Source organism: Helicobacter sp. 219-2 (assembly GCF_030053225.1).
In the GTDB taxonomy this organism is placed as follows: Bacteria; Campylobacterota; Campylobacteria; order Campylobacterales; family Helicobacteraceae; genus Helicobacter; species Helicobacter pylori_C.
The window spans coordinates 874826-899052 of the sequence record NZ_JASGBS010000001.1 but is presented as its reverse complement, the minus strand read 5'-3'; the positions used below and the strand labels follow the sequence as shown (position 1 = coordinate 899052).

The 24227-nt window shown below is 37.1% G+C and carries 21 protein-coding genes and 3 pseudogenes; 15 read left to right on the top strand and 9 right to left on the bottom strand.

Features of this window, described 5'->3' with window-relative positions:
- Positions 1–220 precede the first annotated feature (220 nt).
- The 3 genes and pseudogenes from P6280_RS04455 to P6280_RS04445 all read left to right on the top strand — a co-directional run bounded on the left by P6280_RS04455 (position 221) and on the right by P6280_RS04445 (position 3200).
- Entirely contained in the window at positions 221–1459 is a 1239-nt protein-coding gene (locus P6280_RS04455) for a beta-ketoacyl-ACP synthase II (protein ID WP_283237099.1), read from the top strand.
- Positions 1460–1481: 22 nt separating this feature from the next.
- Positions 1482–2420: an acetyl-CoA carboxylase carboxyl transferase subunit alpha gene (gene accA, locus P6280_RS04450; RefSeq protein WP_000312023.1), complete on the top strand. Its 939-nt coding sequence runs from the start codon at positions 1482–1484 to the stop codon at positions 2418–2420.
- A gap of 470 nt (positions 2421–2890) precedes the next feature.
- Positions 2891–3200 (top strand): annotated as a pseudogene (locus P6280_RS04445) (hypothetical protein).
- A gap of 13 nt (positions 3201–3213) precedes the next feature.
- On the opposite strand, the gene P6280_RS04440 reads toward P6280_RS04445, so the two are convergent.
- Genes P6280_RS04440 through rpmE form a run of 5 tightly spaced genes read right to left on the bottom strand, consistent with a single transcriptional unit; the run spans position 3214 to position 6797 of the window.
- Entirely contained in the window at positions 3214–4035 is an 822-nt protein-coding gene (locus P6280_RS04440) for a hypothetical protein (protein ID WP_000792840.1), read from the bottom strand.
- The gene (locus P6280_RS04435; RefSeq protein ID WP_283237098.1) at positions 4032–4997 is read right to left on the bottom strand and encodes a sialidase; all 966 of its coding nucleotides are present in this window, start codon (positions 4995–4997) and stop codon (positions 4032–4034) included. Before P6280_RS04435 ends, P6280_RS04440 begins: the two co-directional genes overlap by 4 nt.
- A gap of 12 nt (positions 4998–5009) precedes the next feature.
- Positions 5010–5693 carry a 23S rRNA (guanosine(2251)-2'-O)-methyltransferase RlmB gene (gene rlmB / locus P6280_RS04430; RefSeq protein ID WP_283237097.1) on the bottom strand — a complete coding sequence of 228 codons (684 nt, stop codon included), beginning with the start codon at positions 5691–5693 and terminating at the stop codon, positions 5010–5012.
- A 12-nt stretch (positions 5694–5705) separates the two neighbouring features.
- Positions 5706–6569, bottom strand: coding sequence for a 16S rRNA (cytidine(1402)-2'-O)-methyltransferase (rsmI, locus tag P6280_RS04425; RefSeq protein ID WP_283237096.1), 864 nt, complete (start codon positions 6567–6569; stop codon positions 5706–5708).
- A 24-nt stretch (positions 6570–6593) separates the two neighbouring features.
- Positions 6594–6797 carry a 50S ribosomal protein L31 gene (gene rpmE / locus P6280_RS04420; protein ID WP_000715278.1) on the bottom strand — a complete coding sequence of 68 codons (204 nt, stop codon included), beginning with the start codon at positions 6795–6797 and terminating at the stop codon, positions 6594–6596.
- 264 nt (positions 6798–7061) lie between these two features.
- Between rpmE and rho the strand changes: the two genes are divergently transcribed.
- From rho to P6280_RS04405, 3 genes and pseudogenes are all read left to right on the top strand, one after another.
- Positions 7062–8378, top strand: coding sequence for a transcription termination factor Rho (gene rho / locus P6280_RS04415; protein WP_001004709.1), 1317 nt, complete (start codon positions 7062–7064; stop codon positions 8376–8378).
- Between the two features lie 36 nt (positions 8379–8414).
- Complete coding sequence (gene murI, locus P6280_RS04410; protein ID WP_283237095.1) at positions 8415–9182, top strand: glutamate racemase; 768 nt, start codon at positions 8415–8417, stop codon at positions 9180–9182.
- A gap of 148 nt (positions 9183–9330) precedes the next feature.
- Positions 9331–9608, top strand: a pseudogene (locus P6280_RS04405) (zinc ribbon domain-containing protein); the annotation flags it as partial.
- A gap of 60 nt (positions 9609–9668) precedes the next feature.
- Here P6280_RS04405 and cagA read toward each other — a convergent pair.
- A pseudogene (cagA, locus tag P6280_RS04400) lies at positions 9669–13212 on the bottom strand (type IV secretion system oncogenic effector CagA).
- Between the two features lie 247 nt (positions 13213–13459).
- Here cagA and cagB point away from each other — a divergent pair.
- From cagB to cagG, 6 genes are all read left to right on the top strand, one after another.
- A complete protein-coding gene (gene cagB / locus P6280_RS04395; protein ID WP_000428894.1) occupies positions 13460–13687 on the top strand; it encodes a cag pathogenicity island protein B in 228 nt (75 codons plus the stop codon).
- A gap of 165 nt (positions 13688–13852) precedes the next feature.
- Entirely contained in the window at positions 13853–14200 is a 348-nt protein-coding gene (locus tag P6280_RS04390; protein WP_180389137.1) for a CagC family type IV secretion system protein, read from the top strand.
- Position 14201: 1 nt separating this feature from the next.
- Complete coding sequence (gene cagD, locus P6280_RS04385; protein ID WP_212852373.1) at positions 14202–14825, top strand: cag pathogenicity island type IV secretion system protein CagD; 624 nt, start codon at positions 14202–14204, stop codon at positions 14823–14825.
- A gap of 8 nt (positions 14826–14833) precedes the next feature.
- Positions 14834–17785 carry a cag pathogenicity island type IV secretion system ATPase CagE gene (gene cagE, locus P6280_RS04380; RefSeq protein WP_283237094.1) on the top strand — a complete coding sequence of 984 codons (2952 nt, stop codon included), beginning with the start codon at positions 14834–14836 and terminating at the stop codon, positions 17783–17785.
- Position 17786: 1 nt separating this feature from the next.
- The gene (gene cagF, locus P6280_RS04375; RefSeq protein WP_180515234.1) at positions 17787–18587 is read left to right on the top strand and encodes a type IV secretion system chaperone CagF; all 801 of its coding nucleotides are present in this window, start codon (positions 17787–17789) and stop codon (positions 18585–18587) included.
- A 61-nt stretch (positions 18588–18648) separates the two neighbouring features.
- Entirely contained in the window at positions 18649–19077 is a 429-nt protein-coding gene (gene cagG, locus P6280_RS04370) for a cag pathogenicity island type IV secretion system translocation protein CagG (RefSeq protein WP_000855883.1), read from the top strand.
- On the opposite strand, the gene P6280_RS04365 is transcribed toward cagG, so the two are convergent.
- Positions 19078–19275 (bottom strand): hypothetical protein, encoded by a 198-nt coding sequence (locus P6280_RS04365; protein WP_000562351.1) that lies wholly within the window; start codon positions 19273–19275, stop codon positions 19078–19080.
- Between P6280_RS04365 and P6280_RS04360 the strand changes: the two genes are divergently transcribed.
- Genes P6280_RS04360 through cagL form a run of 3 tightly spaced genes read left to right on the top strand, consistent with a single transcriptional unit; the run spans position 19262 to position 22072 of the window.
- The gene (locus tag P6280_RS04360; protein ID WP_283237093.1) at positions 19262–20206 is read left to right on the top strand and encodes a sodium:calcium antiporter; all 945 of its coding nucleotides are present in this window, start codon (positions 19262–19264) and stop codon (positions 20204–20206) included. The genes P6280_RS04365 and P6280_RS04360 overlap by 14 nt on opposite strands.
- Before the next feature lie 10 nt (positions 20207–20216).
- Positions 20217–21362, top strand: coding sequence for a cag pathogenicity island type IV secretion system translocation protein CagI (cagI, locus tag P6280_RS04355; RefSeq protein WP_000649556.1), 1146 nt, complete (start codon positions 20217–20219; stop codon positions 21360–21362).
- Positions 21359–22072, top strand: a complete 714-nt coding sequence (gene cagL / locus P6280_RS04350) for a cag pathogenicity island VirB5 family T4SS-associated adhesin CagL (RefSeq protein WP_180598464.1) — start codon at positions 21359–21361, stop codon at positions 22070–22072. Before cagI ends, cagL begins: the two co-directional genes overlap by 4 nt.
- Before the next feature lie 81 nt (positions 22073–22153).
- Here the strand turns inward: cagL and cagN are convergent, their stop codons facing one another.
- Together cagN and cagM are read right to left on the bottom strand one after the other, a co-directional pair.
- Positions 22154–23074 (bottom strand): cag pathogenicity island type IV secretion system protein CagN, encoded by a 921-nt coding sequence (gene cagN / locus P6280_RS04345; protein WP_283237092.1) that lies wholly within the window; start codon positions 23072–23074, stop codon positions 22154–22156.
- Between the two features lie 14 nt (positions 23075–23088).
- Positions 23089–24219, bottom strand: a complete 1131-nt coding sequence (cagM, locus tag P6280_RS04340; RefSeq protein WP_000879895.1) for a type IV secretion system apparatus protein CagM — start codon at positions 24217–24219, stop codon at positions 23089–23091.
- Positions 24220–24227: the final 8 nt, after the last annotated feature.

Below are 24227 nucleotides of genomic sequence, written 5' to 3'. Positions count from 1 at the left end.
AACTCTGTCCTTTAGGGTGCAAGATGTGAGTGCGTAGCCGTTAGGCTATATTCAAGCTAAAAGAGGTTAAAATAGTCTTTTTGGGGTAGGAAACATCCATGCAGACTATAAAGAACAAAGCCTTTCGTGTTAGCATTCAATGGAATGCTTTAGTTAGGAAGCTCCTTTTTTAGAAAGGGGCGGTTTCACTGAATTAAAGTTTTGAAATGAGGAGCTATTGGTGCGTCGGATTGTAGTAACTGGAATGGGAATGATCAATTCGCTAGGTTTAAATAAAGAAGATTCTTTTTTAGCGATCGTTAAAGGGAAATGCGGTATCAAAAACATAGAAAGTTTTGATGCGAGTGCGTTTCCTGTGCGTATTGCTGGAGAAATCATTGACTTTGACCCTACAGAGGTGATGAATCCCAAAGATGTTAAAAAGGCGGGTCGTTTCATTCAATTGGCCTTGAAAGCCACAAAAGAGGCGATGAAAGATAGTGGGATTTTAGACGCTCACAATAAATGCCCTGAAGAATTGGCAAATCGCATGGGCGTAAGCTCTGGCTCTGGGATTGGCGGGTTAGGCAATATTGAAGCGAATTCCATTTTTTGTTTTGAAAAAGGCCCTAGAAAAGTCAATCCCTTTTTTATCACTTCTGCGTTAGTGAATATGATTGGTGGTTTCACTTCCATTGAGTTTGGCATTAAAGGGCCTAACCTCTCTAGCGTAACGGCTTGTGCAGCAGGCACTCATGCCATTATTGAAGCCGTTAAAACCATTTTGCTTAATGGGGCTGATAAAATGCTAGTCGTGGGAGCGGAATCCACCATTTGTCCTGTAGGGATTGGGGGGTTTGCGAGCATTAAAGCCCTTTCTACAAGGAATGATGATCCTAAAAAAGCTTCAAGACCTTTTGATAAGGATCGCAATGGCTTTGTGATGGGCGAAGGTGCTGGGGCTTTGGTGCTTGAAGAATACGAGAGTGCGAAAAAAAGAGGGGCAAAAATTTATGCAGAATTTGCCGGATATGGTGAGAGCGGCGATGCTAACCATATCACAGCCCCAGCTCCTGAGGGTGAAGGGGCTTTTAGAGCCATGAAAATGGCTTTAGAAATGGCGAAAGTGGAAGTAGGCTATGTGAACGCTCATGGGACCAGCACGCATTATAACGATTGGTATGAAAGCATCGCTCTAAAAAATGTGTTTGGCTCTAAAGAAAAAGTCCCTCCCGTTAGCTCCACTAAGGGGCAGATTGGGCATTGTTTGGGTGCTGCGGGTGCGTTAGAAGCCGTTATTTCTATCATGGCCATGAATCAAGGGATCTTACCTCCTACCATCAATCAAGAAACGCCTGACCCAGAATGCGATCTGGATTATATCCCTAATGCGGCCAGAGAAAAGCAAGTGGATGCGGTGATGAGTAACTCATTTGGTTTTGGTGGCACTAATGGTGTTGTGATTTTCAAAAAAGCCTAGTTTTACAAAGTTAGGATTTTGAATGGCCGTTTATTTAGATTTTGAAAATCATATTAAAGAGATTCAAAATGAAATTGAATTAGCCCTTATTAGAGGCGATGAGGACGCTAAAGAAATCTTAGAAAAAAGATTGGACAAGGAAGTTAAAAGCATTTACTCCAATCTCACTGATTTTCAAAAACTCCAATTAGCAAGACACCCTGACAGACCCTACGCTATGGATTACATTGATTTGATCTTAAAAGATAAGTATGAAGTCTTTGGGGATAGGCACTATAACGATGATAAAGCGATCGTGTGTTTTATAGGGAAAATTGATAATGTCCCAGTTGTGGTGATCGGAGAAGAAAAAGGCAGAGGGACTAAAAACAAGCTCTTAAGGAATTTTGGCATGCCTAACCCTTGTGGCTATCGTAAGGCTTTGAAAATGGCAAAATTTGCTGAAAAGTTTAATTTGCCCATCTTAATGCTTGTAGATACAGCCGGGGCGTATCCGGGGATTGGTGCAGAGGAAAGAGGCCAGAGTGAAGCGATCGCTAAAAACCTCCAAGAGTTCGCTTCCTTAAAAGTCCCTACTATTTCTGTAATTATCGGTGAAGGGGGCAGTGGTGGCGCGTTAGCGATTGCAGTGGCTGACAAATTGGCTATGATGGAATATTCCATTTTTAGCGTTATATCCCCAGAAGGTTGCGCGGCGATTCTTTGGGATGACCCTAGCAAGACTGAAGTGGCCATTAAAGCGATGAAAATCACGCCTAGAGATTTAAAGGAGGCGGGGCTTATTGATGATATTATCTTAGAGCCTAGCAAAGGGGCTCATAGAGACAAATTTTCAGCCGCCAACACGATCAAAGAGTATTTTTTAGACGCTCTAAGGACTATCCAACAAGACCCTCATTTCCTTGACAACCGCTATCAAAAATTAATGTCGCTTGGTTCGTTTGTGGAGAGCATGAATTAGATCTATAAAAAACTTTGCGTTAATGAAGTATTGATAATTGGTTCTTTAACTTTTAAAATTGTGTGTTTAAACTTTATTTTAAACCCATTCTCTTAAGGAAATAAGGGGTATTTTGAAATAATTCCCCCCTACAACTAAAATCTCCCCCTAAAGAACGCTTTAAAAAATACCGCTTGAATAAGCTCTCTACTATCCAGTCTTAAAAAATGCAATATTTTTTTTATAACCAACGCCCAATAAAAACAAAGCCAAATTTTTCACTACTTGCTATCATTTTAGAAAAAAGCGAATATTTTACATAGCTTGTATAATAATATAAAAAAACATCATTGTGTTACCAATCTGCTATCTCTCTCCTTTTGTTTGAATACAAAAAGACAATCATCATGCTCAACATATTGAATGAAAGCATTCTTATTTTACAATACAAAAGTTAGGTCTAATGGTATTTTAAAAAAGAAAGAAATCCCATGGTTATATATGAAAAAATCAAAAGCCGCTTTTCTAGGAACTGGTCTTTAAGGAATAGGGGGCAGGCATTTTGCATCTTCAAGCGTGTATTTTTCTCACTTCTTGTCATTACAATGGCGTTTGGCAAAAAAGATAAAATCTTTAAACTCGCCTTGGAATTTCTATTGTTAGCGGCATTTCATTGTTGCTTGGCGCTTTACACATATACTAGTGCATTTATTTTTTGCATGGTTTATTAATTGGTGGGCTATCCTTCTTATGGAAGCGGAAGCGGAGCTTATTAGCAAGCTGTTTTATTCCAATCAATAGGGTTACCCCCTACTTAAGGCATCGCATCAAAAACCACGCTAATCCCATTTTTTAAAATGATAGGGTTTTTTGCATCAGTGATATGGATAAAACGCACGCCATCAAGCAAATTAAGAGCGATTTCTTGTTGTTTGTTTTCTTTGGCAATGATTTGAATAATCTTTAAGTTTTCATCATAAAAAATGATTTTGGGTTGCCATAAAGGGTTATTAGAGCTTATTTTTAAATACGCATTCTGATTCACGCTCAGCCAATACTTCCCACTCGCTTCCTTAAATTCCACAGGATCGCTACTCAAAACTAAGACTCTCGCATTAGGGAGCTTGATTTTTTGTAAGACAAAGTCGTATTCCCACTCTTTTAAAGACACCCGTCTAATATCTGTAAAATCAAAACCATGCCTTTTCATCGTTTCTATTAAAATGTTAGGGTCTAAAACATATTCCGTTTTAAGCTCGTATGAAAAAACATTCTCGCCCAAAGAGCTTTGCATTTTAATGGGCAAAACATACGAATACCCCATCATGCTCAAAGAATTATTGATGCTTTTGGCAAACGCTAGGGGATTGCTTGAAGCCTTGAAAGTGATTTTTAACATGCTTGGCTTGTCAAAATTAAAAGACAAAAGCCCGTTTTCTTTGAGAGTGTTGAGCAGTTTCAAGGAATCCAAACGCCCCATTACATAGAAAGCTTTACGATTTTTAAACAAACGCTCTAAAAAAAGCTTGTTCGTATGATAAGCTCGCTCCCCCATTAAATTCTCAATCCTATCGTTTAAAGCGTCAGCGTTTAATAGCGTTCCCCCAACAATAAAAGCTAAAAAAAGATTTTTCATTGCTGGAGTTCTTTGTATTGGGCCTCGTTGATGAGCGTTAAGCCTTTATTTGGCTCGTATAAAAACCGCCTAGTTTTGCTGTCGTTATAATTTTGTTCTTGATGGTTATTTTTAAGACTAAGATGCCCATGCCCAAAACGCAACAACAAGCGGTGGTTTTTGGTTTCTAAAGAATAACTCTTTTTAAAAACCTTTTGAAAGGAGTTTTTTTTCTCATCTAAATCAATCACTTCCACCCAAATATCTCGTTTAGGGATAATATAAATGGTATTAGGATATTCTTTGATCGCTTCTTTTTCTTGCTTGTCTTGTTCTTTTGGTTTTTCTTCTAGTTTAGGCGTTGGCTCTGGCTTGTTTTCTTCTGCAAGATTAGCGTCATCGAAAGAACTCTTTTTAGTGCCGGATTTAATAGTGCTTTCTCGCTCTCTTTCTTCTTTTAAAGAAGAGCTGTTTTGAATGATAACGACCGCCAAAATAATGACAATCACCCCTAAAACGATAATAAAGGGTTTCCATTTGGAAGTTTTTTTGGATAATGAAGTATTAGCCTGATTGATGCTGTAATCTATCTCAACTTTCAAAGGGTTTTTTGTTTTTTCTTCAGGGTCTGTTTCTTGATTTTGCTCTTCGCTCACACCCTCTTTAAAAGTGCACGCCTTATCAAATTCTTTCATCCATGCGCTCAAATCAATTTTATACTCACGCTCTAAAATCTGTATAAAACCCCTAGCATGCACCCTTGATAAAGACTCATAGCGTTTTTCCAAGATAGAATGGATATTTTTAGAAGCGATTTTAGTCGCCTTGCAAATTTCTGTTACTCCAACTTCTTTTAAAATCTGCAAATTTTTATCTAAATTTTTAAGCGATAATTCTTCTAATTCCGCACCAGAAATATCTTTAGAAATGTTTTGAACATCAGAAAGATCTAAATTTTCTAAACTTTTTTTATGCTGTTCCATTCAATTGACCACCTAGTTGATTTTATCCATTAAGATCCCTGCTGCCACGCTCACATTGAGCGAATCAAAATCTCTTCGCATTTTTACGCTCAATATAGCGTCCATTTTAGCAAGGATTTTTTTAGACAACCCCTCATGCTCGCTCCCCAAAAAAAGAGCGCATTTTTTTAAGGATAGATTTTCTACTTGACTAGAGCCTTGCATGCTCGCGCCCAAACATAAAAACCCGCTCGTTTTCAATTCATTGATTAAATCTAGCGTGTTAGGCGCAACGCTAAAAGGCAAATCATACATAAGCCCCAAGCTGGATCGCACAATCCCCTCATAAGCCAATTCTTTAGCAAAATCTAAAATAACGCCATCCATTCCTAAGCAATACGCACTCCTAAAAATACCCCCAATATTCCCCACATCCGTAATGGCGCAAAGCACCAAAAGTTTTTGTGCTTTTTTAACATCTTTTAAAGGAAGCGCTAAAGGCAATTCCACCTTAGCTAAAACCCCTTGATGGTTCCCCCCCTTAGCCAAGCTTTGCGCTTTTTTATTATCCACTTTGATGATATTAGGGCATGCTTTTTTGAGCGCGAAAAAAAACTTTTTGTCTATTTCTTTAGAAAGATAGATTTCTTGCAATTTTTCTTGATGAGAGTTTAGAATGTGCATAATCACCTGCTTGCCATAAATTACTGCTTGCATGCTAAACCCCTTTTATTGATTTTTTTCTTCTAACAAACGCTGGAAATAAAGCTCTTTAGCGTTTTTTTGTGTCATAGCGGCTTCAATTTTAGCCTTAATTTTAGGAGGTAAATCCAACTCCAATAACGCCGATAGCCCCATGCAAGGCTCTATTTTTTTCTCATTCAAAAGCACTAAAACCCACTCCCCTTGGATATTATTTTGTCGCAACCGCTCTATGATTTGAGAAACCTCTCCTAAATAATATTGCTGGTGGAGTTTGGTAAGCTCTTTAGCCGCAAACAAATGCATGCCTTTAGCCAGATCGTTTAAATCCTTTAAAGTCTCTAGCAATCGGTGCGGGCTTTCATAAAAAACCACCGGGGTTTTTTCTTCTAAATACGCTAAAGCGTTTAAAATTTTAGCGATTTTTAAGCGCCTTTCCTTACTCTTATGAGGTAAAAAGCCGGCGTAAAAAAACCGCCCTTCTAAAAACCCGCTCGCGCAAAACGCCGTAGTGAGCGCGTTAGCCCCGGGCAAAACATCGTAGGGAATGTTATGTTTTAAAGCGTGAGCGGCTAAACTCATGCCTGGATCGCTCAAATTTGGCATGCCCGCATCGCTCATCACAGCGATTTCTTTGTCAAAAAAAGAAAGCTCTATTCGGTTTAAAAATTCCTGATCATTGTGCGAATGGAATGCGATAAACTCCCTTTTTTTAGTAGCGATATTGGGGAAAGAATGGCTAATAACAGGGTTTTGTGCGAGCAAGTGCAACAACCTCTTACTCACCCTTGTATCCTCGCATAAAAAAACCTCGCAACGCTCTAAAACTTCTAAGGCGCGTAGCGTAATGTCAGCGAGATTACCTATAGGAGTGGGCAAAAAATACAGCACAAAAAGCCACGCTTTTTAAAAGAGTTACTTCAAGTTGTAGCGTTGCTTGAATTTCTCTACTCTCCCTGCAGTGTCAGCGATTTTATCGCTACCAGTATAAAAAGGGTGGCAAAAGCTAGAAATATCAATACGCATTTCAGGTTTGGTGCTTAAAACTTCAATTTCTTTCCCGCTCGTTACGCAAGTAACCTTGCATGGGATATATTCGGGGTGAATGCCTTTTTTCATCAAGTATCCTTTATTTTTAAATTTAAACTTAAAATTATAGCGCAAGTAACAATAAATTAAAACCACTCTAAAGTTAAAATAAAATTTGACTTTGTTAAAAAAATTATGATAGTATAGCGAAGCATTACGAAATTCAACACTTGTGGCATGCACCACTTATTAGCATCTTTTGGTTACACTAATTTTTTAAGAATGCTTTAGCTTTTTGTATTTTTATCTTAATTTCAACAAACTAGAAATCTCTTTTTGTTAAAAGGAAATTTAATGAACGAAAACGCGCCTACGCACAAAAGTTCGCACAAAGTCAAAACGCACACGCCAGTGAGCGGTTATCACATTGAAGATTTACGCACCTACCCTACTGAAAAGCTTTTAGAAATCGCCAACAAGCTCAAAGTGGAAAACCCCCAAGAATTCAAACGACAAGACTTGATGTTTGAAATTTTAAAAACCCAAGTTACGCAAGGCGGATACATTCTTTTTACCGGGATTTTAGAAATCATGCCTGATGGCTATGGCTTTTTAAGGGGGTTTGATGGGAGTTTTTCAGACGGGCATAACGACACTTATGTCAGCCCTTCTCAAATCAGGCGTTTTGCTTTAAGGAATGGCGATATTGTTACCGGTCAAGTGCGATCCCCCAAAGACCAGGAAAAATACTACGCCCTTTTAAAAATAGAAGCCATCAATTATTTGCCTTCAGATGAGATCAAAAACCGCCCTTTGTTTGACAATCTAACCCCCCTATTCCCGGATGAACAAATCAAATTAGAATACGAACCCACTAAAGTTACCGGCAGAATGCTAGATTTATTCAGCCCTGTGGGGAAAGGTCAAAGGGCTTTGATCGTCGCGCCACCAAGAACTGGGAAAACGGAGCTCATGAAAGAACTCGCCCAAGGCATCACCTCTAACCACCCTGAAGTGGAATTGATTATCCTTTTGGTGGATGAGCGCCCCGAAGAAGTTACGGATATGCAACGAAGCGTTAAAGGTCAAGTTTTTAGCTCCACTTTTGATTTGCCCGCAAACAACCATATAAGAATCGCTGAGTTAGTCCTAGAAAGGGCTAAAAGGCGAGTGGAAATGGGAAAAGATGTGGTGGTTTTATTGGATTCTATCACCCGTTTAGCCAGAGCGTATAACGCTGTAACGCCTTCAAGCGGTAAGGTTTTAAGTGGGGGCGTGGATGCGAACGCCTTGCACAGGCCCAAGCGCTTTTTTGGAGCGGCAAGGAATATTGAAGAAGGCGGGAGCTTGACGATTATCGCTACTGCATTGATTGAAACGGGATCTAGAATGGATGAGGTGATTTTTGAAGAATTTAAAGGCACCGGGAATAGCGAAATTGTTTTAGCGAGGAATATTGCGGACAGGCGCATTTACCCGGCCTTTGATATTTTAAAATCCGGCACACGAAAAGACAATATCTTGCTTGGCAAAGACCGCTTGACTAAAGTGTGGGTTTTAAGGAATGTGATGCAACAAATGGATGACATAGAAGCCTTAAGCTTTGTGTATTCTAAAATGCAACAAACTAAGGACAATGAAGAATTTTTAAATTTAATGAATGAAAAATAAAATCCCTAATTAATCCCATTAAATTAAAAAAGTGTCATGAAAATAGGCGTTTTTGATAGCGGTGTGGGAGGGTTTAGCGTTTTAAAAAGCCTTTTAAAAGCGCAATTGTTTGATGAAATCGTCTATTATGGCGATAGCGCTAGAGTGCCTTATGGCACTAAAGACCCCACCACGATCAAGCAATTTGGCTTAGAGGCTTTGGATTTTTTCAAACCGCACAAGATTGAATTATTGATTGTGGCATGCAACACAGCGAGCGCTCTAGCTTTAGAAGAGATGCAAAAGCATTCCAAAATCCCTATTGTGGGCGTGATTGAGCCAAGCATTTTAGCGATCAAACAACAAGTAAAAGATAAAAACGCCCCTATTTTAGTGCTAGGGACAAAAGCGACGATTCAATCCAACGCTTATGACAACGCCCTAAAACAACAAGGCTATTTGAATGTTTCGCATTTAGCCACTTCTCTTTTTGTGCCTTTGATTGAAGAAAGTATTTTAGAGGGCGAATTGTTAGAAACTTGCATGCGTTATTATTTCACTCCCTTAAAGATTTTACCTGAAGTGATCATTTTAGGTTGTACGCATTTTCCCTTGATCGCTCACCAAATTGAGAGCTATTTTATGGAACATTTTGCCCTTTCAACGCCCCCCTTACTCATCCATTCTGGCGATGCTATTGTGGGATATTTGCAGCAAAAATACGCCCTTAAGAAAAACGCATGCGCATTCCCTAAAGTGGAATTTCATGCGAGCGGCGATGTGATCTGGCTAGAAAAACAGGCTAAAGAATGGCTCAAATTGTAACACTAATAAAAATTTAAAGTCAAAATAACTCAATTCCAAAAAAGGGCTATAGCTCACACAATAAATAAGGGTATTGTGTTGATTGTAAAGCGCTTTAGAGAGATCCAGAAAAGCGTTTTTATATTTGGAAAAGAATTACCTATCTACAAGCTTGCTAAACTACAAACAACAGCATAATGGCAAATTGTTAGTGAAAGTTCCCCCACAATACACCAGCAAAACTTGCTACATTGTGGGAGCATCAACCATAAGCTCAAATTGAATCACAGGCAATATTTGTGTCCTGATTGTGGGTATAAAGAACACAGAGATATTAACGCTGCGAACAACATCTTTATCAAAGGGTTAAGTCTTTTTAGGGCGGGAAATGTCCTTGCAGACTTTAAAGAACAAAGCCTTTCGTTAGTATCTGTTGAGATATTCTAAGTTAAAACCCCCTGCTTTTAGCAAGGGGTGGTTTTTGCGTTTTTGATATTCCTTAATCTTTTAAGATTTCTGGAAACCACCTTTTGTATTAGTATTTTTGACTCCATGTTCCACACTTGCTTTCATCAAGTTGTAAGATCCCATAGAAAATGTATTGGTTAAAAATTGCACAAAGCCAGACTTAATGTCTTTTACGGCATTGCTCAACCTGTTGGAAAACTTGAACGAATCAGAATAATTTTTCATATTCTTTTGGTTGAATCCAATTTTATCATACGCTGACAAAGGAGCGCTTCCCACATTATGCGCAACTATCTTATCATTCACGAGCTTGAGCCACTCAGGGTTTTTTTGCGTTAGCATACCAGTCGCTTTTTCATTGATTGCTCCATTTTTGACATTGCTATTAATGCGTGTGTGGCTGTTAGTAGCGTAATTGTCCAATTTCGCTTGCAAACCAGTAGGCACTTTTTTTGCACTTTCAACATATAGATTCATAACATTCTTTTTTGTAGAATCTTTGAGCTTGTCTATCATTTGATCTAGGTTGTCAAAATGACATGCTTTAGCTTCTGATACCGCCTGATTGAGATTGTCAATCTTTTGTTTCAATTCTTGCTCCCTTGAAAGCCCTACCTTACTGAGATCATCAACTTTATCATGCCTTTTCAAAGGGAAAGGTCCGCCGAGATCATCAATCGTAGCGTAAATGGGTTCATGGTTAGCTGAAAGCCCTACCTTACTGAGATCATCAACTTTAGTATGCCTTTTCAAAGGGAATCCCGCTTGCCCTACATTACCGAAACCACTTGCTGCTTGATTGAGTTGGTCAATTTTTGCATTTACCTTTTTAGCAACTTGAGTATAAATGGACTCTTCAGGGCTAGCTGCTTGTCCTGCTTTCTTTTTATTAACTTTAGCATAAATGGGTTCTATGCTATTTTTGAGTCCATTATTGTTATTGTTGTTGAAATTTTTAAATTTCTCATTCAATTCTTTCTTGATATCCGAAAAATTTTTGGCGAGAGCTGTGGCCTCTATTCCAGATAACCCATTACCGACTAGGATTCCATTCACACTATTCTTAACGGATTGGTATAGTTCAGAATTTTTTCCAGTATTGAAATCTTCATTTTTTTGAGCTTGTTGAGCCAATTGTCCTTTTGAGAAATTCTTGAGATCGGCTAGCGCTTGCTCTACCCCACTGAAATCGCCTTTTGCCTTAGCCATTGATACAGCTTGATTGAGATTGTCAACTTTATCCGTTATCTTTTGATTGATGATCACATCTTTAATGGAATTTTCAAGGTCGCTTTTTGCTTGTATTACCTTGCTGAAATCCTTATTCTTGCCATTTTTGAATTCATTCAAAGCTGTATTAAGGTTTTCAACTTTTGAAATCCATTCTGGATTGATACCTAAATCTTTCACCGAGTCTTTAAGGGCTTTTAGCGTTTCTTCTGTCTTGCTAAAATCCTTATTTTTGCCATTTTTGAATTCATCAAAAGATTTATCAAAGTCTTTCAAATTCTTGTTGATGTTTTCAAGCTTATCAGACAATTCCATTCTGATGCCTTTAAGATTCTGAACGCAAGCGGCCACTCTTGCTTCCTTACCAGCCTCTTCATTGATAATTGCAAAAATCTTATCTTTTTGGCTGTTAGCTTGAGCTTTTGCTTCCATTCTATTTTTGTTATCGCTTTTTCTCTCCAATTTTTTCGCTACTTCTTTCTCTAAATGCTCTCGTTTCCTTAGAGATTTTTCAAAATCTTTCTGAGCTTTTTTCACTTCGTCATAATTGCCTGTGTTTTTAGCTTCAGCTACAGTTTTATTGAAGTTTAAAGCTTTTTCAACCAATTCTTTGTTGCTGTTCAAAAAGTCTTTGATGAGCTTATTAGCTTCTTGTGGGGACAATCCTTTAGCCCACAGTTTATCTTCTAAGTCTTGGCCTTATATAACTATTGATAGCGAGATTATTTAAATTAGGCAAATTAAAGACAGCTACCTTGCTAAGATTTGCTTCCAAATGGGAAACGCCATTCGTAGCACCCACACCCTTATCAGGACTCTTGGAGGCGTTGGTGTATTTGAAATTAGAATAATTAACAAACATCACGCCATCATGTTTTAGGTTACCTTGAAGAGTGGTTTTTGTCTCCCTATCTAAAGCTTTATCTTGTTTTTTCCCATAATCTTTGAGAGTGTAGCTCAATTCCCCATTACCAAACTCAGTAACTAAAGCTAAATGTTTTTTGTCTTTTTTAGAAACAAAAGCAATGTGATCATTCCCTAGGGCGTCTAAATAAGCCTTAGGGTTTTTTTGGAAATCTTCAATCTCAGTTTGGAATTTTTCTTTCTCTTTCTCGCTCAAGTTATCTAATCTAGCGTTGTTTTTTGCAAGAAATTCCATGAAATCCACTTTGTTTTGGATCTCTTTTTGACTCAATGCTTGTTTCAAGCCTGTGAGCTGGTCTTCTTTGTAGAGATAAAAACTAGGGTTGTTAACCCCTTTCTCACCACCTGCTATGACTAACCCACTGCCGTTTTTCATATGCACATTAATGAGTGTAGCCACATTGTTGCCTTGTTGGTTTTTATAACCAACGGTGGCGTTCCAATCATGCCTAGCTTCAGGACCACCATTGCCCCCATACAATAATGAAACTTTTTCAGGTTCTACGCCATTATGACTCCCCATTAACACAGAAGACAGAGCGTTATTGTGAATCAATAATTGGTTGAACTTGTAATTAGGATCAATGTCAGCGACACCCTCAACATCTAACATTTCCATATCACCAAGAGTGAATTTAGAAAAATTACCCCTTTCATCAAGCAAATCCCTAGATTCAGGCGGTAAGCCTTGTATGTCGGTGGTGGTAGTGGCTAAATTTTGTTCAAAATCAGGCCTTGGCTCTTGATTGAGCGTTTCTTTGAGATCGGAAGATTGTTTTTTGTTAAACACAAATGATAAAAAAATATCAAGCCAATCCCCACCAGCAGGCTCTGCATTTTTTTCTGCTTCTTGCCTTGCTTTCAAAGATTCATCAAACACGCCCATGAATTTTTCATCCGATCGGATTTGATTCCCTATGATAATTCCTGCAAAAGATTGTTTGGCAGACCTCAAAAACTCCGCTTTTTCCTTATCATCAGAGATAGGGGGTTGTATGATATTTTCCATAAAATTTCGGATTTGTTGGGTGTTGATTTTAGACGGATCTTTTTGAAGGGACACCCAACTCGTAAAAATTTGGTAACGCTGATCCCCAAATTTCCGAAAGCTCTCTACGGAAGAATCTACAGCAATGAGATTGTCTTTGTTGATCAAATCATTGCTCTTATTGATAAAGTCTGAAAAATACTGATTCTTTTTGGTGGGATTTTTGATCGCTTTATTGGCGTATTCTTCCCTTAGTTGCGAGATTTTCTCAAAAGCTTGCCTGTTATCCCTATCATTCTTATCAACGATTGGTTTTTGATCGGGATCAAATGAAGCGACAGCGTTATCAACTTTGATAAAAGCTACTTGAAGATTATTGATAAATCGTTGCGGAACAAAATCCGTTTGATTTGGTGTTTGATCAATGGTTTCGTTAGTCATTGTTTCTCCTTACTATAATTTGGTATCAAAGACTGCTAAAAATCGCTACACGCTTGAGTGGTCAGTTTATGTCTTTGAACGATCTCATTATATCACAATATTAGGCATTTTTTCATTAATATTGTTAATATTGAAAAATTCCAGTCGTTGTAAGCATTTAAAGGCTAGGAACGATTCACATTTTACCCACAATTGACAAAAACTTGCTAAAATAGACAAATTTTAACAAGAAGTGTTTGTGATCCACATGGAAAATAAATCAATAGGACAGATTTTCAAAGAGAGTCTCAAAAAAAGTTTCTTTAGTGGTCTATGGAGTTGTTTAAAATGGAGCTTCATTCTCACTCTGATCAGCTTGGGTTTGTTTTTGCTTGTTTTTAGGTTTCAACCTGAGACGATTAAAAAATACATCAAAGATCCTAAAGATCTACAATTCTACAATGACTTGAGAAAGAAAAATGGTTGGGACAAGTAGGTTTATTGTTCTAAATTGGGTCAATTGTCAAACAAAAGTGTCGGTTTTTGTTTGAATCAAATAAAGATACACACAGACCAGTTAATCTAGTGGTGCTTGCGTGAAAGTGTAAAAATATTTTTTTTTGGTATAATCACACCATTATTTCAATTTGAAAGGAAACGCATGAAATTTCTTACAAGAATCACTGACAGCTACAAGAAAGTTGTAGTAACTTTAGGGCTAGTGGTAACAACCAATCCTTTAATGGCGTTCAACAGTCCTGCAACAGGCGTTACTGAGACTAGATCTTTGGTTGTTCAGATCATTTCTGTTCTAGCGATCGTAGGTGGTTGCGCTTTAGGGGTCAAAGGCATAGCAGATATTTGGAAAATCTCTGATGACATCAAAAGAGGTCAGGCGACTGTTTTTGCTTACGCGCAACCCATAGCTATGTTAGCGGTGGCAGGTGGTATTATCTATTTGAGCACTAAGTTTGGCTTCAATATTGGCGAAGGTGGAGGAGCTAGCTAAATTGATCAACAATAATAGTAATAAAAAAATAAGAGACTTTTTTTTGAAAGTTCTCTTAAGTATCGTTGTTTTCAGTTCGTATGGGTTGGCAAATGATGATAAAGAAGCCAAAAAAGAAGCACAAGAAAAAGAAAAAAACACTCCTAGTGGGCTTGTTTATACGAATTTAGATTTTGATAGTTTCAAGGCGACTATCAAAAATTTGAAAGACAAGAAAGTAACTTTCAAAGAAGTCAATCCCGATATTATCAAAGATGAAGTTTTTGACTTCGTGATTGTCAATAGAGTCCTTAAAAAAATAAAGGATTTGAAGCATTACGATCCAATTATTGAAAAAATCTTTGATGAAAAGGGTAAAGAAATGGGATTGAATGTGGAATTGCAGATCAATCCTGAAGTGAAAGACTTTTTCACTTTCAAAAGCATCAGCACGACCAACAAACAACGCTGCTTCCTATCATTGCACGGAGAAACAAGAGAAATCCTATGCGATGATAAGCTGTATAATGTTTTATTGGCCGTATTTAATTCTTATGATCCTAATGATCTTTTGAAACATATTAGCACTATAGAGTCTCTCAAAAAAATCTTTTATACGATTACATGTGAAGCGGTATATCTATAAAGAGAGGGGTGTTTGTGGCAAGCAAGCAAGCTGACGAACAAAAAAAGCTAATCATAGAGCAAGAGGTTCAAAAGCGGCAGTTTCAAAAAATAGAAGAGCTTAAAGCAGACATGCAAAAAGGTGTCAATCCCTTTTTTAAAGTCTTGTTTGATGGGGGGAATAGGTTGTTTGGTTTCCCTGAAACTTTTATTTATTCTTCTATATTTATATTGTTTGTAACAATTGTATTATCTGTTATTCTTTTTCAAGCCTATGAACCTGTTTTGATTGTAACGATTGTTATTGTGCTTGTAGCTCTTGGATTCAAGAAAGATTATAGGCTTTATCAAAGAATGGAGCGAGCGATGAAATTTAAAAAACCTTTTTTGTTTAAGGGCGTGAAAAACAAAGCATTCATGAGCATTTTTTCCATGAAGCCTAGTAAAGAAATGGCTAATGACATCCACTTAAATCCAAACAGAGAAGACAGACTTGTGAGTGCTGCAAACTCCTATCTAGCGAATAACTATGAATGTTTTTTAGATGATGGGGTGATCCTTACTAACAACTATTCTCTTTTAGGCACAATCAAATTGGGGGGCATTGATTTTTTAACCACTTCCAAAAAAGATCTCATAGAATTACACGCTTCTATTTATAGCGTTTTTAGGAATTTTGTTACCCCTGAATTCAAATTTTATTTTCACACTGTTAAAAAGAAAATCGTTGTTGATGAAACCAATAGGGACTATAGTCTTGCTTTTTCTAATGATTTTATGCGAGCCTATAATGAGAAGCAAAAGAGAGAAAGTTTTTATGATATTAGTTTTTTTCTGACCATAGAGCAAGATTTATTAGACACTCTCAATGAACCCGTTATGAATAAAAAGCATTTTGCAGACAATAATTTTGAAGAGTTTCAAAGGATTATTAGAGCCAAGCTTGAAAACTTCAAGGACAAAATAGAGCTCATAGAAGAGCTATTGAGTAAATACCACCCCACTAGATTAAAAGAATACACTAAAGATGGCGTTGTTTATTCCAAACAATGCGAGTTTTACAATTTTCTTGTGGGAATGAATGAAGCCCCTTTTATTTGCAACAGAAAAGACTTGTATCTCAAGGAAAAAATGCATGGTGGGGTGAAAGAAGTTTATTTTGCCAATAAGCATGGAAAAATCTTAAATGACGATTTGAGTGAAAAGTATTTTAGTGCTATTGAGATTAGTGAATACGCCCCCAAATCACAGAGCGATTTGTTTGACAAGATCAACGCTCTAGATAGCGAATTTATCTTTATGCATGCTTATTCGCCTAAAAACTCACAGGTTTTAAAGGACAAACTAGCTTTCACCTCTAGAAGGATTATTATTAGTGGGGGTTCTAAAGAGCAGGGCATGACTTTAGGTTGCTTGAGCGAATTAGTGGGTAATGGTGATATTACGCTAGGCAGTTATGGTAATTCTTTAGTGCTGTTTGCTGATAGCTTTGAAAAAATGAAACAAAGCGTCAAGGAATGCGTCTCTAGTCTTAATGCTAAAGGTTTTTTAGCCAACGCAGCGACTTTCTCTATGGAAAATTACTTTTTTGCCAAACATTGCTCTTTTATCACGCTTCCTTTTATTTTTGATGTAACTTCTAATAATTTTGCTGACTTTATCGCTATGAGAGCGATGAGTTTTAGCGGCAATCAAGACAATAACGCTTGGGGCAATAGTGTGATGACGCTAAAAAGCGAGATCAATTCGCCTTTTTATCTGAACTTCCACATGCCCACTGATTTTGGTTCAGCCTCAGCAGGACACACTTTGATACTTGGCTCAACCGGTTCAGGTAAGACAGTGTTTATGTCAATGACCTTGAATGCTATGGGACAATTTGCCTATAATTTTCCTGCTAATGTCAGCAAAGACAGACAAAAGCTCACTATGGTCTATATGGATAAAGATTATGGCGCTTATGGGAATATTGTCGCAATGGGTGGGGAGTATGTCAAGATTGAGCTAGGGACAGATACAGGATTAAATCCTTTTGCTTGGGCGGCTTGTGTGCAAAAATCCAATGTAACAATGGAGCAAAAACAAACAGCTATTTCTGTTGTCAAAGAACTTGTGAAAAACTTAGCAACCAAAAGCGATGAAAAAGATGAAAATGGCAACAGCATCTCTTTTAGCCTAGCTGATTCTAATACGCTTGCAGCGGCAGTAACCAACCTTATCACAGGAAATATGAACCTAGATTATCCCATCACTCAACTTATTAATGCTTTCGGAAAAGACCACAATGATCCTAATGGGCTTGTTGCGCGATTAGCGCCTTTTTGCAAATCAACCAATGGTGAATTTCAATGGCTTTTTGATAATAAAGCAACAGATCGCTTAGATTTTTCAAAAACGATTATTGGCGTTGATGGGTCAAGTTTCCTAGACAATAATGATGTTTCGCCCTTTATTTGTTTTTACCTTTTCGCTCGTATTCAAGAGGCAATGGATGGGCGTAGATTTGTTTTAGATATTGATGAAGCTTGGAAATATTTAGGCGATCCAAAGGTCGCTTATTTTGTAAGAGACATGCTAAAAACTGCAAGGAAAAGAAACGCTATTGTCAGGCTTGCGACTCAAAGCATCACTGATCTTTTGGCTTGCCCTATTGCTGATACTATTAGAGAACAATGCCCTACAAAGATTTTTCTGAGAAACGATGGGGGCAATCTTTCTGATTACCAAAGATTAGCCAATGTTACAGAAAAAGAATTTGAAATCATCACTAAGGGGTTAGATAGGAAAATTCTCTACAAACAAGATGGAAGCCCTAGCGTTATCGCTAGTTTTAATTTGAGAGGCATTCCTAAAGAATATTTGAAAATTTTATCCACAGATACTGTATTTGTCAAAGAAATTGACAAGATTATCCAAAACCATAGTATCATAGATAAATATCAGGCCTTGAGGCAAATGTATCAACAAATAGAGGAGTATTAAAATGAAACAAAATTTGCGTGAACAAAAATTATTGAAAATTTTAGAAAATGATGTCTTGACAATTTTGGATAGTTTTTCTAATTACCTTTTTGAACTGAGAGAAGAATTGGACTTCATAGAAGAAGAAATGGAAGGCGAAATCACTGAACAAAACCTTACCACTCTTTATGATTTTTCTAATTTCTTAGAAGACCATGTCAATGTGTTTTATGAGAATGTTTTAAATATAGATGATGTCAAAACAGAGCACCTTTATTCAGGTCTCATAGATAGTCTCAATGCTAATCTCCACTTTGTCAAGTCATTTCTCAGTAATCAGGATTTAGACTTCCGCTTTTTTAAAGAAATAAACGATGGGCAAGATCCCCAAAAAACATTATCAAGATTAATTCCTCTTCAAAGTGGGAAAAATGACGCAAGCTCGTTTAAAGCCAATAATTCTTTTGTCTCATTAGTTTATGTTTATGTTTACTTCATGCTAGAAACTATCATGCAGTCGTATAGGATTCTCAGATTACTAGAAAAACCTATCAATAACAACATAAGCGAGGATATGCAGAGCGATATAGAGAATTTTTTTGTTCAAGCGAATTTTTTAGAATACTATGTTCAGAACAAAATATACCCAACAAATCATGCCTATGACTTCACGCATTTGATCATGGACTCCATTGTTCCTAATTGGATTCAGATTGATATGAGCGTTGAAGCTAAAAAGAAAGAGCTTTTTGAAAAATATTTTCAAAACATTGATGAAGTAACAAACAAAATGATCGATCAAAAAAATCAAAACAAAAAATAACGATTGAGTGGTGTTAATGTGCTAGAATAGTGCTAAAAATAAGAATAAAGGAGTTAAAAGTATGAAAACGAATTTTTATAAAATTAAATTACTATTTGCTTGGTGTCTTATCATTGGCATGTTTAACGCTCCGCTTAACGCTGACCAAAACACTGACATAAAAGATATTAGTCCTGAAGATATGGCACTAAATAGCGTAGGGCTTGTTTCTAGAGATCAGCTAAAAATAGAGATCCCTAAAGAAACCCTAGAGCAAAAAGTGGCCATACTCAATGACTATAATGATAAAAATGTTAATATCAAATTTGACGACATAAGTTTAGGGAGTTTTCAACCTAATGATAATCTAGGTATCAATGCGATGTGGGGCATTCAAAATCTTCTCATGAGCCAAATGATGGGCGATTACGGTCCAAACAACCCTTTCATGTATGGCTATGCGCCAACATACTCAGATTCATCGTTTTTACCACCGATCTTAGGGTATTAACTAGGGGGGTATTAACATGGCAGGCACACAAGCTATATATGAATCATCTTCCGCAGGCTTCTTATCGGAAATCTCCTCAATCATCTCAAGCACAAGTGGTGTTGCAGGGCCATTTGCAGGAATAGTAGCGGGCGCTATGTCAGCAGCGATTATTCCTATTGTTGTGGGATTTACTAATCCGCAAATGACCGCTATCATGACCCAATACAATCAAAGCATCGCTGAAGCCGTAAGCATGCCTATGAAAGCCGCTAACCAACAATACAACCAATTGTATCAAGGTTTTAACGATCAAAGCATGGCTGTGGGGAACAATATCTTAAATATCAGCAAATTAACAGGGGAATTTAACGCACAAGGCAACACGCAAGGCGCGCAAATTAGTGCTGTTAATAGTCAGATTGCAAGCATTTTAGCGAGTAACACTACCCCTAAAAATCCTAGTGCTATTGAAGCTTATGCGACGAATCAAATCGCTGTTCCTAGTGTGCCAACAACGGTTGAAATAATGAGCGGTATCTTAGGCAATATTACAAGTGCAGCACCAAAATACGCCCTAGCTCTACAAGAGCAACTGCGTTCTCAAGCAAGCAACAGCTCAATGAATGATACAGCCGATTCCCTTGATAGCTGTACCGCTTTAGGTGCACTTGTTGGCTCATCAAAAGTGTTTTTTAGTTGCATGCAAATTTCTATGACTCCTATGAGTGTTTCTATGCCCACTGTTTATGCCAAATACCAAGCGTTAGTCGCTAATGCCCTAACTTCAGGCGTTAATCCTATGACCACTCCTGCATGCCCTATTGGGGACAAAGTTCTTGTCGTTTATTGCTATGCTGAAAAAGTAGCAGAAATTTTGAGAGAATACTATATAGAATTTGTGAAAAACAATACCAATTTGTTGCAGAACGCTTCTCAAATGATACTTAATCAATCAGGATTAGCTACTAGCACCTATGACACTCAAGCGATTTCTAACATAAGTTCGCTATATAATTACAATATAGTAGCGAATAAATCTTTTTTAGAATCGCATTTGACTTACCTTGATTACATCAAAGACAAGCTTAAGGGGCAAAAAGATAGCTACTTAACAGAAAGGGTGCAAACTAAAATAATCGTGAAGTGAGGAAAAAGATGTGAAATGTTTTTTAAGCATATTTTCTTTCTTGACTTTTTGTGGTTTGTCTCTGAATGGTGCAGAAGTAGTAATAACGCTTGAACCCGCCTTAAAAGCCATTCAGGCGGACGCACAAGCCAAACAAAAAACCGCTCAAGCCGAATTAAAAGCCATAGAGGCTCAATCTAATGCCAAAGAAAAGGCCATTCAAGCGCAAATAGAGGGAGAATTGAGAACTCAGCTTGCAACTATGAGCGCTATGTTAAAAGGGGCTAATGGCGTTATTAATGGTGTCAATAGCATGACAGGGGGGTTTTTTGCAGGTTCAGACATCTTGCTTGGCGTCATGGAAGGGTATTCAAGCGCGCTTAGTGCATTGGGGGGGAATGTCAAAATGATCGTGGAAAAACAAAAAATTAATACCCAAACAGAAATCCAAAACATGCAAATCGCGCTCCAAAAAAATAACGAAATAATCAAGCTCAAAATGAACCAGCAAAACGCTCTCTTAGAAGCGTTAAAAAACAGCTTTGAACCGAGCGTTACCCTAAAAACACAAATGGAAATGCTTTCTCAAGCTCTAGGAAGTTCTTCTGATAACGCTCAATACATCGCTTACAATACGATTGGTATCAAGGCGTTTGAAGAAACCTTAAAAGGTTTTGAAACATGGTTGAAAGTGGCTATGCAAAAAGCGACCCTTATTGATTATAATTCCCTAACGGGTCAGGCTTTGTTTCAAAGCGCCATCTATGCGCCTGCTCTTAGTTTTTTTTCAAGCATGGGTGCACCATTTGGAATCATTGAAACATTTACTCTAGTACCCACAAAATGCCCCTATCTTGATGGGCTAAAAATTTCAGCATGCCTTATGGAACAGGTTATTCAGAATTACAGAATGATTGTAGCCCTTATTCAAAATAAACTGAGTGATGCAGATTTTCAAAATATCGCTTATTTGAATGGGATCAATGGAGAAATCAAAACCTTAAAAGGATCAGTAGATTTGAACGCGCTCATAGAAGTTGCTATCTTAAACGCAGAAAATCATTTAAACTATATAGAGAATCTTGAAAAAAAAGCCGACCTTTGGGAAGAACAACTGAAATTAGAAAGAGAAACGACAGCAAGAAACATTGCTAGCTCTAAAGTTATTGTCAAATGAAAACACTCGTGAAAAATACCATATCTTCTTTTTTGCTCTTGTCTGTTTTGATGGCAGAAGATATAACAAGCGGCTTAAAGCAACTTGATAACACCTACCAAGAGACCAACCAACAAGTGCTCAAAAACCTAGATGAGATTTTTTCAACCACTAGCCCTAGTGCTAATAATAAAATAGGTCAAGAAGATGCTCTAAACATCAAAAAAGCGGCCATTGCTTTGAGAGGAGATTTAGCGTTATTGAAAGCCAATTTTGAAGCGAATGAGTTATTTTTCATCTCAGAAGATGTGATTTTTAAGACTTATATGTCTAGCCCTGAACTTTTATTAACCTATATGAAAATCAATCCCTTAGACCAAAAGACTGCTGAGCAACAATGCGGAATATCCGATAAAGTTTTAGTTCTTTATTGTGAGGGGAAGCTGAAAATCGAGCAAGAAAAACAAAATATAAGAGAGCACTTAGAAACTTCTCTAAAGGCATATCAGAGCAACATTGGAGGTACAGCTTCCTTAATCACTGCTTCACAGACGCTTGTAGAAAGCCTAAAAAATAAAAATTTCATCAAAGGAATCAGAAAGCTTATGTTAGCTCACAACAAGGTCTTTTTAAATTATTTAGAGAAGTTGGATGCATTAGAAAGATCCCTAGAACAAAGTAAGCGGCAATACCTACAAGAAAGGCAATCAAGTAAGATCATTGTTAAATGATTTTTCTGAGACGACAAACTATGATTTCTAACCTTTGGGATTTGTTTCTCTAGTTGTTTTTTGAGCTAATAATTTGGATCGCTATTTTTTTCCATGAGCGATGCTTTGTTCTATTTGATTAATGACGCTATTGGGCAGTTCAGATTTAGAGCGATTGTTTGAGAATGTTGCATCTTTTGCTTCATTTTCTTTTGTATCAGTAGTGCCAAACTCACTTGCATTTGTAGTATCTTGGTAGTTATTTTCTTGCTCCATTTCTTTTTTTCTCTTCTCACAAATAGTGCACGAAGCTATAAGAAAAGTTCTATTGTTGCTGTTATTAAGAGCGAGTTTTAAACCACTCAAGTGTTGTCTAGAAAATTTGTTATTTTCTGTCTCTATTTCTTGAATTTTTTCTAATAAGGGGGCAAGAATTTTTTGATCCTTGATGCCTTTGATCAAACACTTTCTTAACCCATCGTAATCGTTGCTTGAAATAATACACTCATTGATAACGATTTCAATTTCAGGTGTTCTCCACTCATTAGGCACAAGCGGAGCAGCAGGTTTCACAAAAGCTCCATTCACCTTATTAATCATCTCATCAAAGTTATCATCTTTATTAGATTTGGTTTCAGCGGAAGAATTGCTATTAGGGTTGTCATTCAAAGGGTTAGCGTTAATTTCGTTTAATTCTTGTAATCCTTTGTGCTTAGTCGCTTTTTTTTGAATAGAAGAGTTGTTCTTTTTTTCAAACGCTTCAATATTCTTTTGAATTTGCTCTGCTCTCGCCCTATCATTTCGTAATTTTTCTCTCAAAGCGTTAGTGGCGAATTCTTTTTCCTCTTTTGTAATTTCTTCGTCGTCATGTCTTTGATGGAATGTTTTGATTTTTTTAAAGCCCAAAGCCACTAATTCTTTGTATTCACTCGGCAATAATGCTGTATTGATAGCGTTTAAGCCCCCATAAATAACTAAAGAATAAAGAGCGACAGAACCTAGTTTTTTGAAGATACTTTTCAAGAGTGTCTCCTTTCCTATTCAAAGGGATTATTCTTGGCAACATTGTTTCGGTATGCAGAAACCACTGTTTTGAAGAAATTAAATATCTTGTAGTGTTCTTTTTGCATAGTGGTTTTGTCATGCATCATAGGATCGCTATCTACGAAAATATTGTATTCATTAGTCTTTTTTAAGATAGATTTTTTGGATTGGGTATCAAAATTGAAGCTGTCTAAAACCAACAAACACAATTTTTGTTTTTGAGCGAAACTCAATTTTTGATTGGTAAAGTTTTTAGTCAGAGTATTCAATTCCACATCATCTTTGACATTTTTCAACAAGTTAGAAAAAGCCTCATAGCCCCTTAAGTATTTCTCATTAATCTTATCAATCGCCATGCTAAACGCCAAGCGTTCCGAGTTAAAAATAAGCGTGTTAGTAGCCTTTTGAGCAATATCTTTGGCTTTGGAGTCAAACTTGTTTCTTTCAAGCTGTAAGTAATAATCTATATTATCCAATTCTTTTCTGCTCAATAAATTAGAAACATTATTGGAATATTCTTCAATCGCTTGCTTGTAAGATAAAGCTAATCGGCTCGCTTTTTTGTTTTGTTCTTCATCTAAAGAAAACACACCCATTTGAAGCAAAGCCTGAGCCTTATCTTTAGTGGTAGCGGTGGTTTTTTTAAAAATACTGCTCGTTTTCACTTGAGGGTAGTAATAACTCAAACGCTCCTTATCTTCTTTGGTGAATGTTTCTTGGTTTAAAACATAGGCATAAGGGTTAGGGAGAAGTTTCTTATAGAGAGGGTTATCTTTTAGGGCTTGCTCCAAATCACCATAAGCCTTTGACTTAGCAGTAAGGATTTTACCTCTTGTCTCTTTCTCTAAAGCCTCTTTTTCTTTTTTGTATTTGTTTTCTAAGTCTGAAAGAACTTTAGCTCTATGATCCATAAGCTCTTTGATTTTTTGTTTTCTAAAAATCAAGTCTTCTAAGAAATCATGCGTATTGTTTAAGAGCTTCTTGCGAGCCTTAAGAGCGTCTTCTTTTGCAGCCACTTCTTCTTGTTCTTTTTTTATCTCGTTGAAAAATGAACCAAACTGCTCCACATTAGCCGACAAAACTCCAAACGCAACCAATGAGCTAAAAACAATTTTTGCAAGCATCTTATAGT